We start from the raw sequence: 15172 nt of genomic DNA on the forward strand, positions 1-15172 counted from the left end.
TTAATTAATGATTCAAGCACGGCCGGTTAATAAAAGGTTATTAATCTCACTGCTTCCTCACGTCATTTTATTAGTCACGGGAATTATACTTACCTACTTTGCTCATATTAAACACCAAGAATCTATAGACAATAAAATAAACAGTTCGCTTAATAACCGCCTCTCCTCGATTTCTACAGGTATTAACAGTAGGCTAGATTTGTATCAATATGGGCTATTTGGTTTAAAGGGCTTTGTACATGGGATAGGTGCAAGTAACTTAAACTATCAAGCCATATCTAACTACTCTGGGAGCCGTAACTACGCTAAAGAATTCCCTGGAGCTAATGGTATTGGCTATATAAAAAAAGTTGGCGTTGAGCAATTAAATAAATTTTTGAATGATGCAAAAAACGATAGACCCGATCAGACATTTAATTTGAATACACTCGTAGCGACTAGTGATGAGCATTTTATAATTCAATATATTTTTCCTGAGCAAAAAAACTTACAAGCAATTGGATTAGATATTGGATCAGAGAGCATGCGCAAACAGGCAGCACTAAATGCTGCCATAAATAATACAACCCAATTAACGGCGCCACTGACTTTAGTGCAAGCGAGTAAACTCTCGCATCAAGGCTTTTTAATATTAGTGCCAATATATAAAACCATTACTATTTCTGATAATAAAAAACAGCGCCTTAATGAGCTTTTAGGTTGGGCATATTCGCCGTTATTAATCGATAAAATTTTAGACTCACTTTCACACATTGATGAAAATCAACTAACGATAAGTGATTTAAATAACAGTACTGAGACTGACTTTTTTAGTTATGGCATAAAAAGCACAACTAACGATTATCAATTAACTAAAATTATAAAATTAATGGGTAGAACGTGGAAAATTACCATTAATGCCTCAGACGCCTTTATTTACAACCTTCATCTTCCTAGTCAGTATCAAGCCATTGTTAATGGCTCTTTCGCCACTATTGGCTGTATGTTTATAGCTTTTTTAATGCAATTGTTTATTTTTAGAAGAAGCCAAAGAATTAAGAGAAATACACTTCAGGCTAAAAAAAATAAACTCGCATTACAACAAACAAATTTAAAATTAGAAAAAGAAGTAAGATTACGTACTAAAGAAATTGCCGATATAAGTATGCTTCAACAAAGTATTTTAAACAGTGCCAGTTACTCTATTATTGCGACCGACATAAATGGCTTAATTACTTTGTTTAATCCCGCCTCTGAAAAGTTATTAGGCTATAAAGCGCAAGACGTTATTGGAATTGAAAACCCGGGTATTTTTCATTTAAAAGAAGAAATTATAAAAAAAGCCAAACAGCTTAGTGCAGAGTTAAATGAACCTGTTTTCCCTGGTTTTGAAGTGTTTATCTTAAAAGCAACGGCTACAGAGCCTGATATCAATCAGTGGACATACATTTCTTCTACAGGCGAGCACATACAAGTTAATATAAGTGTCACCTCTTTATTAAATAACGAAAATGAAATTGTTGGCTATTTGGGTGTAGCATACGATTTGACCGAACAAATTAATCACGAACAAGCTCTCGGACATGCTAAAGAATTAGCTGAACAGGCATCACAAGCTAAATCTGAATTTTTAGCAAATATGAGTCACGAAATACGCACACCTATGAACGGCATACTAGGTACATTACAGTTACTGCAAGAGCAGCCATTGAATGAAAAATCAAAAGAGTATTTAAAAAAATCACTTTATTCGACCCGCTCACTCACCACTATTATTAATGATATCCTCGATTTTTCTAAAATTGAAGCTGGGAAGCTTTCATTAGAATATAAATCATTCGACCTTTTTGAACTTATTCACCACTTAGAGTCTGATCTTGGCCTGCAAGCCAGTGATAAAAATATATACCTTAAATTTATAATTAATATTGAGCATAAGTACTGGGTGGGCGACCCCGTTAGACTCAGACAGATATTTTTAAACCTAATATCTAATGCGATTAAGTTTACGTCGCAAGGTGGCGTTACAGTCACCTTTAGGCTAACCGACGAAAACAAAATATGTTGTTGTATATCAGACACCGGAATTGGAATTTCTGAGCAGGCTATAGAGCGATTGTTTGAGCGCTTTGAACAAGCAGAGCAATCCACTACGCGTGAATATGGCGGTACAGGTCTTGGTTTACCTATTACTAAATCATTAATAGGTTTAATGAATGGCGAAATTAAAGTAACAAGCCAATTAGATTCAGGTAGTCAGTTTTATGTGTACTTACCATTAAAACAAGCACAGATTGATGACAGCACATTAATAACAAAAAATGTTGAGCTTCCTGACCTATCTGGAAAAACTATTTTATTAGCTGAAGATAATAAAATAAATCAACTTGTTGCATCTGCGATGCTTGAGCCTACAAAAGCCACCATTATTATTGCTAACAATGGTTTAGAAGCAATCTCATTATACGAGTCACACAAGCCAGACATTATTTTTATGGACATTCAAATGCCTAAAATGGATGGTCTTCAGGCATGTAAAAAAATTAAGGCGCTTAATAACGAACAAATTGTTATCGCGTTAACCGCTAATGTTTTTACAGAGCAAAAAGAAATATACAGGCAGTTATTTGATGGTTACGTTTCAAAGCCAATTGAAAAACATGAGCTTGTAGGCATGTTATCAACACTCTATTTAGTTAATAGTTAGTCATTGCGAAGGCATTAAAAAACCCAGTTACTAATACCTTTCGATATTAGTAACTGGGCTCTAAGAATAATGGTGGAGGGAGAGGGATTCGAACCCTCGTTAGGGATAAACCTAAACACACTTTCCAGGCGTGCGCCTTCAGCCACTCAGCCATCCCTCCACAGTGCTGCAATTGTGTAATGCAACAGCGCGCTATAGTATGAAATAGACCCTTAAGGTGCAAGGCATTTTTAAATATGAGCCTTTAAATGCTTACTTATCAAGCAATAGCTTATCTATAGGCACAAAAAACGGCTAAATCTAAGACCTAACCGTTTTAATTTATACTTTTAAAATTACTTAGCCATGCTCGCAGTAAATTCAAGCATGCGATTAAGCGACTTAAGTGCGCCTTCGCGTAAATCCATATCAACGAATACTTCTTTACCTTTAGGGCTTATGAGAGCTTCCTCAATCGCTTTTAAGCCATTCATTGCCATCCAAGGGCAATGTGCGCAACTTTTACATGAAGCGCCCTCACCTGCCGTTGGAGCCGCAAAAAACTCTTTATCTGGACATAGTTGCTGCATTTTATAAAAGATGCCGCGATCGGTTGCTACAATAAACTTTTTATTGTCCATTGTTTGCGCAGCTTTAATTAATTGGCTCGTAGATCCAACCGAATCGGCAAGTGCAACAATTTCTGCTGGTGACTCAGGATGAACTAATACGCCTGCATCTGGGTGTAGCGCCTTCATATCTTTTAAGGCTTTAGTTTTAAATTCGTCATGTACAATACATGCGCCATTCCACATAAGCATATCAGCACCGGTATTTTTTTGAATATAACTACCAAGGTGCTTATCTGGGCCCCAAATAATTTTTTCGCCTTGCTCATCAAGGTGCTCTACTATTTCAAGTGCACATGATGAGGTTACAATCCAATCTGCACGCGCCTTAACTGCGGTAGAGGTGTTTGCATACACAACCACTTTACGGTCAGGGTGCTCATCACAAAACGCTGAGAACTCGTCTATCGGGCAACCAATATCTAGCGAACACGTCGCTTCAAGCGTTGGCATAACAACCGTTTTATTTGGCGTTAAAATTTTGGCTGTTTCGCCCATAAATTTCACGCCCGCGACGATGATCATATCTGCATCGTGACGTGCACCAAAACGCGCCATTTCTAGCGAATCGGCAACGCAACCGCCGGTTTCTTCAGCAAGTGCTTGAATTTCAGGATCGGTATAATAATGTGCAACAAGTACTGCATTTTTATCTTTTAGTAATTGTTTTATACGCGCTTTATATTCGCCTTGCTCGTCATTTGTTAACGGTGCTGGCTTAGGGGGGAAAATATAACCTTCAGGCATAATAGTTTGAGCTAGACTCATGTTCTCGACCACTTATCTACAGTGCATTAATTAGGGCGAATTATACGAGAATATAAACACAAATAACAGCAAACTAGTAAAGCTGTTTATAAAAATTAGAATGGGAATTTAAAAAAGAATATAAAGGAAAGTATTAGAGAGTGGTGGGTCATGATGGATTTGAACCATCGACCAATTGATTAAAAGTCAACTGCTCTACCAACTGAGCTAATGACCCGCTCTAATATAAATCTGCTTTGTAAAAAGCTGCGTAAATCCGCCGATTAAAACTTTCATAGAATGGTGGGTTATGATGGATTTGAACCATCGACCAATTGATTAAAAGTCAACTGCTCTACCAACTGAGCTAATAACCCGCTCTATGCGCTTATTCAATTATGAATGAAGCTTACGTATATCCGCCGATTGATGCCAAACACTATTCATAAGAATAAAGAATGGTGGGTCATGATGGATTTGAACCATCGACCAATTGATTAAAAGTCAACTGCTCTACCAACTGAGCTAATGACCCGCTCTTATATAACTTTTCATAGAATGGTGGGTTATGATGGATTTGAACCATCGACCAATTGATTAAAAGTCAACTGCTCTACCAACTGAGCTAATAACCCGCTCTATGCACTTATTCAATTATGAATGAAGCTTACGTAAATCCGCCGATTGATGCCAAACACTATTCACAAGGAATAAAGAATGGTGGGTTATGATGGATTTGAACCATCGACCAATTGATTAAAAGTCAACTGCTCTACCAACTGAGCTAATAACCCGCTCTATTGTTGCGTTTTAAATGCAACTTACTATTTTACGTAAATCCGTCGATTGGAACCAATCACTATTCAAAGGAATAAAGAATGGTGGGTTATGATGGATTTGAACCATCGACCAATTGATTAAAAGTCAACTGCTCTACCAACTGAGCTAATAACCCGTTCCAGTTGCTAACTTATTTCTAAGTTAAAGCCTGCGTAAATCCGCCGATTGATGCCACACACTATTCACAAGGAATAAAGAATGGTGGGTCATGATGGATTTGAACCATCGACCAATTGATTAAAAGTCAACTGCTCTACCAACTGAGCTAATGACCCGCTCTGACGTTGCGTTTTATAACAACTTAGTATTCTACGTAAATCCGCCGATAAAAGACCATTCAAAGAATGGTGGGTTATGATGGATTTGAACCATCGACCAATTGATTAAAAGTCAACTGCTCTACCAACTGAGCTAATAACCCGCTCTTTTTGTCGCATTTCGAGTGGGGTAACCATTCGTTTGCTGCGGGCGCTTATAATACTTATTTATAAAATGAGTGCAACCGAAATTGTCTCTTTTTTTAAGTTTTTATGTCTAGATGCACAAAATTAAACCGTTTGTGCTCAAACTACATGCAAATCCAAGATTCTTCGAGAGTTTCCATGTAGTTTGCTCGCCCTAACTAGAAATTTAATCGCTAGTGAACTTTAGTTTCCTAAACGATCAGTTGCTAGTTTTGCAGCGGTTGTACTTGGGTATTGATTGATAAGATCGCTCAATATTTTTTGTGCTTGCGCCGCTGAACCTTGATCTTGTAAAAGTGTGCCTAACTTTAGCATCGCATCTGGGCGTTTATTAGAATTTGGAAATTCGTTCACAACGACTTTAAAGTGCTCTACTGCTTTTACACCATCATTTTTAATAGTAAGCAACTGCCCTAACCAATAATGCGCATTAGACGCATAGACAGAGTTTGGGTAGGTAGTTAAAAACGTTTGAAATTCAGGAATCGCTTGGTCATAGCGTTTATCTTTCATTATTAACGCAACAGCGCGCTCATAGGCTTCGTTTTCAGATAAGTCACTGCTATAGGTCTGTGCATTGCTTTGTTGCGTGTAATCAGTTGCGGGAGCTGCTGCTGGCTGTGTATAAGCCTGGCTCACGCGGTTTTCAATTTCTTGATACAACTCACGCTGACGCTGCAGTACTTTTTCAAGCTTGTAGCTTTGCTCTTCGGTTACGCCTCGAATTTGGCTTACTTCGTCTTGTAACAAGTTAAGCTGTTGCTGTAACTCAACTTGCAAAAAGTTACGTTGTTGCATCATATTCTCAAGCGACGCTAATCGCTTCTCAATACTTGATTGTGAACTCGCAGCTTCTGAAACAGGAGCGGGAGCAGCNTGGGTGCTCCCGCTCAATATCATGGCTGCCAAAATAATTTTCGGCTTCATAATATCTCTTATCTTAGTAAACTAGTACCGCACGGCGGTTTTTAGCGAAAGCTGATTCAGTGCGAGACTTAACCATTGGCTTCTCTTCACCATAGCTTACCACTGACATTTGGCTAGCTGAAACACCTAAGCTTAATAAGTATTTTTCAACTGCTTGGCCACGGTGCTCACCTAGTGCAATATTGTACTCTGGAGTACCGCGCTCATCTGCATGACCTTCAATTAGTACTTTAACTGATGAGTTTTGAACTAAAAACTCAGCATGTGCACGAAGTAAGTCTGCGTACTTGCTTTCAACTGTCGCAGTATCAAAATCAAAGTAGATTACTTGCTCTTGACGAAGTGCTTCGTACTTTTGACGAAGTTGCTCTTCTGCTTGTTGCTCAGGAGAAATTGTAGCAACTTCAACCGTATCAGTGTTAGTTGATTGCTCAACAACGCCTTGATTTGATTGGTTTGCAGCACCTTCATCAATATCTGAAGATGAGCTACAAGCTGCTAATGTCATTACTGGCACAGCAATTAGCAGGCCTTTAAGTATTTTGTTAAGTTTCATTGAGTAGATTCCTATTTTGAGTAAACCAGTAATATTACTGTAAGTATGGCGACCAAGCTGGTGCCTTTACTTGTCCGTCTAGCACAGGTAACCGTGCCTTAAAGCGGCCGTCCATCGATACTAGCGCAAGTACCTGTTTATTATTATGAAGCGTGCTATATATAATCATCGAACCATTTGGCGCTATGCTCGGTGATTCATCTAGGCGTGTTCTCGTTAATACTTGGAACGCGCCTGTAGCCAGCTCTTTCTTAGCAAGATGGTACTGCCCGTTGGTACGGTTAACCATCACTAATTCTTTTCCATCTGGTGTTATTGAACCAGCAAGATTCATATCACCATCAAAGGTGAGTCGCTGTGACCTACCAGTTTTTAAATTTAACTTATAAATCTGAGCATTACCACCCCTTTCAGATGTAAACACAATATCTTGACCATTAGGGTGCCAAGATGGCTCAGTATCTATGCTACGGTGATTTGTTAAGCGTGTTTCTTTACGTGTAGCTAGGTCAAGCATGTAAACTTCTGTTGCACCCGTCTTGTCCTTAGAAAGCACTAACAATAGCTTTTTACCATCTGGCGAAAACTGCGGTGCACCATTAATACCACGGTAGCTTGCTATTATTTCGCGCTTACCTGTGTATATATCTTGAATGTAAATTTGGCTTTGACGGTTTTCAAACGTTACATACGCTAACTTAGTACCATCTGGTGACCACGCTGGCGACATTAAAGGCTCTTTTGAGCGAAGTAATACTTGCTCATTAAATCCGTCATAATCTGCAACAACTAACTGATAAGGCTTAGGGTCATTATCACGTACTATTACATAGGCAATTTTAGTTAAAAATGCGCCTTTTTCACCAGTCAATCTTTCATAAATAACGTCACTGATTCGATGAGAGTAACGGCGAAAACCACTTTCACCAATAACACTTTCACGCGCTTCCAAAATATGATCTTGGCTTTTAACTAGCTTACCATTACTCATCATTTGTGTGTTGCCACCGGTAATTTGGCCGCGGATCACGTCAACTAGCTCATAACGCACTAAGTAACGCCCATCAGTTTGCTGCTCAACTTCGCCCACTAATATCGCTTCCACACCTTTATTAACCCAAGATGCGTAATCAATTTCGCTATCTTTGGTTGGCTGTTGTGGCATCTGCGCTACATCTACAGGTTTAAATTTACCACTGCGCATTAAATCGGCAGCAATAACACTGCTTAATTTTTCAGGGATTGGGCCAACACCTTGGTACTTAAAAGGTACTATAGCAATGGGCCTTGCACCGTCTACACCCTCAGTAATTACAATTTCAAGTGCTGCATTAGCAACACCCACAAACCCAAACAGTAAAACTAAACAGGCTATTTTTATTTTGTTGAACATATCATTCCTTTAAAATTCTGGCTTGATTGTTAAATTAATATTCTTAAGTTGTTCGAATACGTCTTTATCTTTAGATACCGGTAATGTGTCGGCCATGCGCACTGCTCTTAATGCAGCTTCACATACCAACTTATCGCCACCTAATGATTTAACTTGCGTTACTAAACCATTAAAACCTAAACGAATATTTACTCGGCACTGTTGGTTTTTCATTTTTTCATCAATCAATAAGTTTTGCTGAATACGCGCCATAATTAATGCACGGTACTTATCAACTTCGCTCACCACTTGTTGTTGACGTATTTTACTACGGGCAGCCTGCTCTTTGGCAAGTTGCTCTTGTAACATTTGCTCTTGCATTGCTTGCTGGCGTTTACGTTCTGCCTCGGCTGCACGCTCTTTTGCTTCTTCTTCACGTTTTTTACGTTCAGCTTCTGCTTTTTTAAGTGCGTCTTCTTCGGTTTTACGCTTATCAGCAGCAGCTTTTGCTGCACTTTCAGCTTCTTGCTTTTGCTTTTCAGCTTGCTTAGCTTTAGCGCGCTCTTTTTGCTCAATGGCACGTGCTTTTTTAGCTTGTGCTTGCGCCTCGGCTGTTTCTTTTTCTTTAGCTTTACGTTCTTGCTCTAGCTTTTTAATATGCCTAGATTCAGATTCGCGTTGCTTACGTGCATTGGCCGCTCTGCGTTCTAAATCGCGGATACGTTTGTCTTCAGCACTTTTTTTATCTTTTTCTTTCTTTTGAAGTTCAGCAATTTTTTGCTCAACTTGTTTTTGATCAACTGTAACGGCTGATACTGCTTTATCTGGCGTAGGTATAGCCGAATTAAGCGTTACTTCCATTACTTTAGGTGCTGGCGGATGAATGTTTGCAGAGGCATACAAAAAACCACCAATTCCTAAATGAAGTACTATCGATTTTACTACTGAACTATTCATACAGCTACTTCCCCTCAAAGGATTCAGTCATTAATCCTACTGATGGTACGCCTGCATTTTTCAAAAAATCCATTAGTAATAATACTTCTTGATACGACACCTTACCCGAGCCTTTGATCATAACTGGCACGTCAGGGTTTTTCATTAACTGTAATTTTATAACCGCAGCAACATCAAGTGCTTCCATAGGCTCTTCAGGATCAGTACCTACGCTTACATAATATTTACCCTCGGCATCAATTGAAGCAATAATGGGCGGAGTATCTTTAGTATCAACTAAATCAGACTCTTCCATTTTAGGTAAATCAACTTTTACACCGTGTGTAATAAGCGGTGCTGTTGCCATAAATATAATAAGTAATACCAACATTACATCAATGTAAGGTACTACATTAATTTCTGCGACCGGACGGCGCTTTTTACGCTGATACATTCGCTTGTGCCTCTATTTGTGTAGCTGCTTGACGGTGTAAAATATTAGCAAACTCTTCCATAAAGTTAATATAGTGAGACTCAAGCTTTTCAACACTGTTTGAAAAGCGGTTATAAGCAATAACGGCCGGAATTGCCGCGAATAAGCCCATAGCAGTCGCAATAAGTGCCTCTGCTATACCGGGTGCTACCATTTGTAATGTAGCTTGCTTAACTTCACCTAGTGCAATAAAGGCATTCATAATACCCCACACTGTACCAAACAAACCGATGTACGGACTAATAGAACCTACCGTTGCTAAAAACGATAAGCTAGATTCAATTTTTTCAATTTCACGAGAAAGCGCAACACGCATAGAACGATGTGTCCCTTCCATAACAATACTCGCACTTTGAAATGTATTCTTTTTATGACGAGCAAACTCTTTAAAGCCTGAAGTAAATAAGGCTTCAATACCTTGAGACTGACCGCTGCGTGACGATATTTCGTTATACAATTTACTTAGATCAATACCAGACCAAAATTTTTGCTCAAATTTCTTAGCATTTGATAGTGCATCTGATATTGCTTTTTTACGCTGAAATATAATTGTCCACGACATTACAGACATGGCAACTAGCCCTAACATCACTAACTGAACAAGCAAGCTTGCTTCTAAAATTAGGTCTAAAAAATTAAGCCCTGATCCCACGTTAAACTCCTAAGTAATTTCAAAATACGGCAAATTGGTTAATTTGTGTAAATATGACCGTTTATACGGTCAAAAGTTGCATCTAGTGTATCTAGTCCATTTCAAGCTGACAACGGTATTGCTATGAATAGGCAACAAAAAACGTTAAAAAACAGCTTTAGTTGGCATTTCCCTTTGCCTCAGTATTTTATTTAATCTTTTAAATAAACTCGCTAACTATAAATATGCGTAAATATATAAGTAAAACGTCATAAAATGCGCCGTTTATTCAAAATAAGAGCATAAACACTCAAAACCTATAAGCCTTACCTTCACGTAACAGTAAAACTAATACCGAGCCACATCAAAAGAAATTACTTAAGCCATAAATTTCATTAACTTATAAATTTAACGATTAATTAACGCGCAAGATTCAAACAACAATAAAATTCACCGAATTAGTTTTTCTAATCTGAAAATACAAATTTTCTAGTTTGAATAAAAAGGTGATCTTACGTATTATTCTCCCATACCGAACTAGCGCACTGAATGAGATAGTTTCATTAAGCCAAGTTCTTAGTAATAGGATATTTTATCGTATTACATTGTTTTACTCTTTCTGGATAAAACCAAATTCAGTAAAACGTAGTTCCCTGGATTACTTCCTTCAACTTGTTGTTTGCCCGCATTTTTTGCGGGCTTTTTTTTGCCTGCAATTTGGTGCGCTACATATTTTATTTATAAACTAATAATTGCCCTGCCTATTTTACAATAAGTAATTCGGTTACTAGTTTGAATGGTACGCAGGATAGCTTCGCGAGTCTTAACGCCCTGTGAATTAACAGTTAACTATAAAGTGTATAAGTATTTTGAAATAACATTTGCAACAGTGTGCTGAGGTTTTGGGTAAAATACCAGCCGTATAAATATTTGAAAGAAAGGGATACTAAGTCAATTACCTGCTGCGCAATAAACCACAGCAAGTAATGTATATGATGAGGCTAGTCTTTTTTAGGAAGTAAACCAAAGTGATGATATGCACTGTCAGACACTATTCGACCACGCGGAGTACGCTGAATAAATCCTTGCTGAATTAAAAACGGCTCTATTACATCTTCTATTGTTTCACGCTCTTCACCAATAGCTGCAGCTACATTGTCGAGCCCTACTGGGCCGCCCATGAATTTTTCAATTATGGCGAGTAAATATTTGCGATCCATATAATCAAAACCACTTTTATCTACGTCAATCATATCAAGCGCTTGCTTAGCTACTTCGGCATTTACTGTACCGTCAGATTTTACCTGTGTGTAATCGCGTACACGGCGTAATAAACGGTTTGCAATACGTGGTGTACCACGTGAACGTTGTGCAATTTCGGTTGCGCCGTCGTCACACATTTCTAAACCAAGATAATGTGCAGAGCGCCCTACTATGTGCGATAAATCTTCTACACAATAAAACTCTAATCGCTGCACAATACCAAAACGGTCACGTAGTGGCGATGTTAACGAGCCTGCTCGCGTAGTGGCACCAATAAGCGTAAATGCAGGTAAGTCTAATTTAATAGAACGCGCAGCTGGGCCTTCACCAATCATTATATCAAGCTGGTAGTCTTCCATTGCTGGATACAGTATTTCTTCAACTTGCGGGCTTAGCCTGTGTATTTCATCAATAAACAGTACATCGCCTTCTTCTAAATTAGTAAGTAACGCAGCTAAATCACCTGCTTTTTCAAGTACAGGGCCGGATGTTGTTTTAATACTTACGTGTAATTCGTTGGCAACGATATTTGCAAGCGTGGTTTTACCAAGCCCTGGTGGGCCAAATATTAATAAATGATCGAGCGCTTCACCACGGGTTCGGGCAGCTTCAATAAAAATTTCCATTTGCTGCTTAACATGAGGCTGGCCTCTGTAGTCGGCTAAAAGTTTTGGTCTTATTGCACGATCTATAGAGTCTTCATTTGTTTTTTCAGTCGCATCAATTAAGCGATCCGCTTCAATCATGGGTTACTCACAACATTGATTTTAAAGATTCTCTAATAAGAACCTCAGTAGACATATCGGGTTTGCTTATCGATTTTACTGCTTTTTGAGCTTGTGGCAATTTATAACCTAATGCAAGCAGTGCCGATACGGCATCATCGGCTGCGTTATTAGCTATTGTCGCATCGCTCATTGGCTCTATTACTGCGCTGTCGCTAAATGGCGTAAATAAATCATTACCCCAATCTTTTAATCTGTCTTTCATTTCGAGTACTAAACGCTCGGCTGTTTTTTTACCTACACCGGGTAATTTAACTAGCGACGTTGAGTCTTCGTTATTTACACAGCTTACAAATTGCTTTGCCGACATGCCCGATAAAATAGCTAAGCCAAGTTTTGGACCAACGCCATTTGCTTTTAATAGCTCTCTAAACAAGGCACGTTCAACTTTATTATTAAAACCAAATAATAGCTGAGCATCTTCACGCACTACAAAGTGGGTGTAAACAATCGCGTTTTCACCAATTTTTGGTAAATCGTAAAAACAGGTCATTGGCATTTGTACTTCGTAACCGACACCACTTACTTCGAGTAATATTTCTGGTGGCTGTTTTTCGACTAAAATACCATTTAAGCGGCCTATCATAGTTATTTCCTTAAACGTCCTCTAACGGTTTTGCTTGCGCTACCCGCTAGTTTAATTAAATTTTGTTCTGAGTGAGCGTGGCAAATCGCAATAGCAAGTGCATCAGCTGCATCGGCCTGTGGCGTACCGGGTAGTTTTAAAATATTTTTTACCATGTGTTGCACTTGTGTTTTATCTGCACCACCGTTGCCTACTACTGCTTGCTTAATTTGCCTAGCTGAGTATTCAAATACGGGTAAGTCGGCCATTGCAGCGCCAACAATCGCCGCGCCTCTAGCTTGGCCTAGTTTTAAAGCTGAATCGGGGTTATGCGCCATAAATACTTTTTCAATGGCAAAGGTTTCTGGCGAAAACTGCTCAATAAGCTGTGTAATGCCTTGGTAGATCATTTTAAGCCTAACCGGAAAAGGATGATCGGCTAACTTAATACAACCACTGCCTAAGTATGTAAATTTAGAACCTTGGTGGGCAACAACGCCATATCCGGTCAAACGTGAACCAGGATCGATCCCTAAAATAATGGCCAAACAGCACTCCATTGTTATTATTTTTAAATTACGCTAATAATGCCAGAGCACTGTATAAATTACCAGTACAAAGAAAAACAAAAATGCCCACGTGTTAGGTGGGCATTTGAAGGAGCATGTTAGTTTAAGCTTACCCTAGGGCACGCACTAATCCTTGGGTATTTTGTTTAAGTGTTCGGGCAATCATTAAATAGCCTAAACCAGCCACAAATACACCGCCAGCTACCGGACCAATAATCCATATATGCGGATGTAACTTACCTGCTAAATCAAACATTTGTTGCTGCACAATTAAAAGCGCTATATCACTAAAAAATGCGGCAACTAAGCCAGCTAAACCGCCGAGTAATAAAAACTCGTATAAGGTCGCGTTTTTAATTAATCGGCTTTTAGCGCCAAGTGTTCGCAGTATTACAATTTCTTGCATACGCTCACCTAAACTAGCTTGCACTTGCGATATAAGTACAAGCGCGCCACACAGCACAACAATTGCAAGTACAAAGCCAATGGCGAGTGATACTTGCGAAATAGTTGTTTGTATTTGCTTAACAAAGTTATCAATATCAATCGCTGTAATAGTAGGGTAAGTACGCAATAACTGGCTAAAGTCACGCTTTTGATCTGGGTTTATACGTACCGACGAAATATACGTCGCCGGAAAATCTGCAAGTACATCTGGGCTTAAAATAATAAAAAAGTTAGGTTTAAGCGTGGCCCAATTAACTTTGCGCACACTGGTAATTTTAGCGTCGAACGACTGCGAACCAATTAAAAATGTGAGCGTATCGCCTATCTCAACATCTAAACGCTCAAGCATCGACTCCTCTACTGAGGCTTCAGCCATCGCATTCTCACCAAACCACGTGCCTTGTGTTACTTCATTTTGGTCAGGCACATCTTTAAGCCATGTAAGGTTTAGCTCGCGGCCAATACCTGCACGTGCTTCTTCGTCTTTTTTCTCATTATCTTGCAGCGATACAGAACGTGCTACCAACTCGCCGTTCACCGCATTTACGCGCCCACGAATAGTGGGATAAAACTCTGATACCTGAATATCTTTTTGAGCTAAATACTCATTAATTGGCTCAAGCTCATTTTGCGTAATATTAACTAAAAACGCATTAGGCGCATCGGCAGGAAGTTGCGACTGCCAATCAGATATCATATCGTTTTTAAGTACCACTAAAAACAGCAGTAATTTAATTGCTAACGAAAAGCTAATTAACTGTACCGCGTTCACATTTGCACGTTTTTGAATAGATGCAATTGCAAGTGACCAGCTGTTACCGGGCTTAAGTCCTAATTTTCGACCGCCACCAAATATTAATTTAGATATCAAAAACAACACACCAATTAGCGCAAGTGTTGATATAAACAAAATAAGCGTTATTTTTATGTTGTTACTAAATAACCACATTAATAAAAACACAGTTAGCGCACTCATGCCTAAATGCACACGACTTACTGCCAACTTGTCACCTAAGTTACGGCGCAGCACTCTAAGCGGTGGAATATCAAATAAATCAAATAACGGTTTAATAGAAAACATAACAGCACAAATTACGCCAGTGCTTATAGCCACCAGCCAAGGTTTAAAGCCACCTAAAGGTAGCTCTGTGCCCATACTTTTTGATAAGTAACTTGTTGCTATTTCTTGCAAGCCATAACCAATTAACAGCCCAATACTTACCGCCATTGCACATACAAGCAATAAATGGAGCATGTATATTTTGCGGATCATTGAACGGCTA

The 15172-nt window shown here is 38.9% G+C and carries 12 protein-coding genes and 9 tRNA genes; 1 reads left to right on the top strand and 20 read right to left on the bottom strand.

What is annotated here, in order from left to right; genetic code table 11:
• Positions 1–7 precede the first annotated feature (7 nt).
• The gene (locus tag L654_RS0124535; protein ID WP_024609329.1) at positions 8–2686 is read left to right on the top strand and encodes a CHASE domain-containing protein; all 2679 of its coding nucleotides are present in this window, start codon (positions 8–10) and stop codon (positions 2684–2686) included.
• A gap of 70 nt (positions 2687–2756) precedes the next feature.
• On the opposite strand, the gene L654_RS0124540 is transcribed toward L654_RS0124535, so the two are convergent.
• From L654_RS0124540 to L654_RS0124635, 20 genes are all read right to left on the bottom strand, one after another.
• Positions 2757–2846: transfer RNA gene (locus L654_RS0124540), tRNA-Ser, on the bottom strand.
• A 175-nt stretch (positions 2847–3021) separates the two neighbouring features.
• Positions 3022–4062 carry a quinolinate synthase NadA gene (nadA, locus tag L654_RS0124545; protein ID WP_007580396.1) on the bottom strand — a complete coding sequence of 347 codons (1041 nt, stop codon included), beginning with the start codon at positions 4060–4062 and terminating at the stop codon, positions 3022–3024.
• 141 nt (positions 4063–4203) lie between these two features.
• Positions 4204–4279 (bottom strand) — tRNA-Lys (locus L654_RS0124550).
• A 63-nt stretch (positions 4280–4342) separates the two neighbouring features.
• Positions 4343–4418, bottom strand: a tRNA-Lys gene (locus L654_RS0124555).
• An 82-nt stretch (positions 4419–4500) separates the two neighbouring features.
• Positions 4501–4576: transfer RNA gene (locus L654_RS0124560), tRNA-Lys, on the bottom strand.
• 24 nt (positions 4577–4600) lie between these two features.
• Positions 4601–4676: transfer RNA gene (locus tag L654_RS0124565), tRNA-Lys, on the bottom strand.
• Positions 4677–4759: 83 nt separating this feature from the next.
• Positions 4760–4835, bottom strand: a tRNA-Lys gene (locus tag L654_RS0124570).
• 85 nt (positions 4836–4920) lie between these two features.
• Positions 4921–4996 (bottom strand) — tRNA-Lys (locus L654_RS0124575).
• A gap of 84 nt (positions 4997–5080) precedes the next feature.
• Positions 5081–5156: transfer RNA gene (locus L654_RS0124580), tRNA-Lys, on the bottom strand.
• A 70-nt stretch (positions 5157–5226) separates the two neighbouring features.
• Positions 5227–5302 (bottom strand) — tRNA-Lys (locus L654_RS0124585).
• Between the two features lie 226 nt (positions 5303–5528).
• A complete protein-coding gene (gene ybgF / locus L654_RS0124590) occupies positions 5529–6272 on the bottom strand; it encodes a tol-pal system protein YbgF (protein WP_024609330.1) in 744 nt (247 codons plus the stop codon).
• A 13-nt stretch (positions 6273–6285) separates the two neighbouring features.
• The gene (gene pal, locus L654_RS0124595; protein ID WP_007580392.1) at positions 6286–6828 is read right to left on the bottom strand and encodes a peptidoglycan-associated lipoprotein Pal; all 543 of its coding nucleotides are present in this window, start codon (positions 6826–6828) and stop codon (positions 6286–6288) included.
• 34 nt (positions 6829–6862) lie between these two features.
• Positions 6863–8221, bottom strand: coding sequence for a Tol-Pal system beta propeller repeat protein TolB (gene tolB / locus L654_RS0124600; RefSeq protein ID WP_024590481.1), 1359 nt, complete (start codon positions 8219–8221; stop codon positions 6863–6865).
• A gap of 9 nt (positions 8222–8230) precedes the next feature.
• Complete coding sequence (gene tolA, locus L654_RS0124605; protein ID WP_007580388.1) at positions 8231–9157, bottom strand: cell envelope integrity protein TolA; 927 nt, start codon at positions 9155–9157, stop codon at positions 8231–8233.
• Between the two features lie 4 nt (positions 9158–9161).
• The gene (tolR, locus tag L654_RS0124610) at positions 9162–9590 is read right to left on the bottom strand and encodes a protein TolR (RefSeq protein WP_007580386.1); all 429 of its coding nucleotides are present in this window, start codon (positions 9588–9590) and stop codon (positions 9162–9164) included.
• A complete protein-coding gene (gene tolQ / locus L654_RS0124615; RefSeq protein WP_007580384.1) occupies positions 9577–10281 on the bottom strand; it encodes a protein TolQ in 705 nt (234 codons plus the stop codon). Before tolQ ends, tolR begins: the two co-directional genes overlap by 14 nt.
• 980 nt (positions 10282–11261) lie before the next feature.
• On the bottom strand, positions 11262–12269 hold the full coding sequence (ruvB, locus tag L654_RS0124620; RefSeq protein ID WP_024609331.1) for a Holliday junction branch migration DNA helicase RuvB: 1008 nt from the start codon (positions 12267–12269) through the stop codon (positions 11262–11264).
• 7 nt (positions 12270–12276) lie between these two features.
• A complete protein-coding gene (gene ruvA / locus L654_RS0124625; protein WP_002960647.1) occupies positions 12277–12894 on the bottom strand; it encodes a Holliday junction branch migration protein RuvA in 618 nt (205 codons plus the stop codon).
• Between the two features lie 2 nt (positions 12895–12896).
• Positions 12897–13421 (bottom strand): crossover junction endodeoxyribonuclease RuvC, encoded by a 525-nt coding sequence (gene ruvC, locus L654_RS0124630; protein ID WP_002960649.1) that lies wholly within the window; start codon positions 13419–13421, stop codon positions 12897–12899.
• 130 nt (positions 13422–13551) lie between these two features.
• Positions 13552–15172: FtsX-like permease family protein (locus L654_RS0124635; RefSeq protein WP_029753774.1), on the bottom strand; the 1621-nt coding region annotated here is incomplete at its 5' end.

This window comes from Pseudoalteromonas sp. TAB23, assembly GCF_000498075.1.
In the GTDB taxonomy this organism is placed as follows: domain Bacteria; phylum Pseudomonadota; class Gammaproteobacteria; order Enterobacterales; family Alteromonadaceae; genus Pseudoalteromonas; species Pseudoalteromonas arctica.

Coding starts and splice junctions, on each gene's coding strand:
- tolB (WP_024590481.1), bottom strand. CDS start 8,221: ATGTTCAACAAAATAAAAATAGCCTGTTTAGTTTTACTGTTTGGGTTT.
- nadA (WP_007580396.1), bottom strand. CDS start 4,062: ATGAGTCTAGCTCAAACTATTATGCCTGAAGGTTATATTTTCCCCCCT.
- ruvB (WP_024609331.1), bottom strand. CDS start 12,269: ATGATTGAAGCGGATCGCTTAATTGATGCGACTGAAAAAACAAATGAA.
- ruvA (WP_002960647.1), bottom strand. CDS start 12,894: ATGATAGGCCGCTTAAATGGTATTTTAGTCGAAAAACAGCCACCAGAA.
- tolR (WP_007580386.1), bottom strand. CDS start 9,590: ATGTATCAGCGTAAAAAGCGCCGTCCGGTCGCAGAAATTAATGTAGTA.
- tolA (WP_007580388.1), bottom strand. CDS start 9,157: ATGAATAGTTCAGTAGTAAAATCGATAGTACTTCATTTAGGAATTGGT.
- L654_RS0124535 (WP_024609329.1), top strand. CDS start 8: ATGATTCAAGCACGGCCGGTTAATAAAAGGTTATTAATCTCACTGCTT.
- pal (WP_007580392.1), bottom strand. CDS start 6,828: ATGAAACTTAACAAAATACTTAAAGGCCTGCTAATTGCTGTGCCAGTA.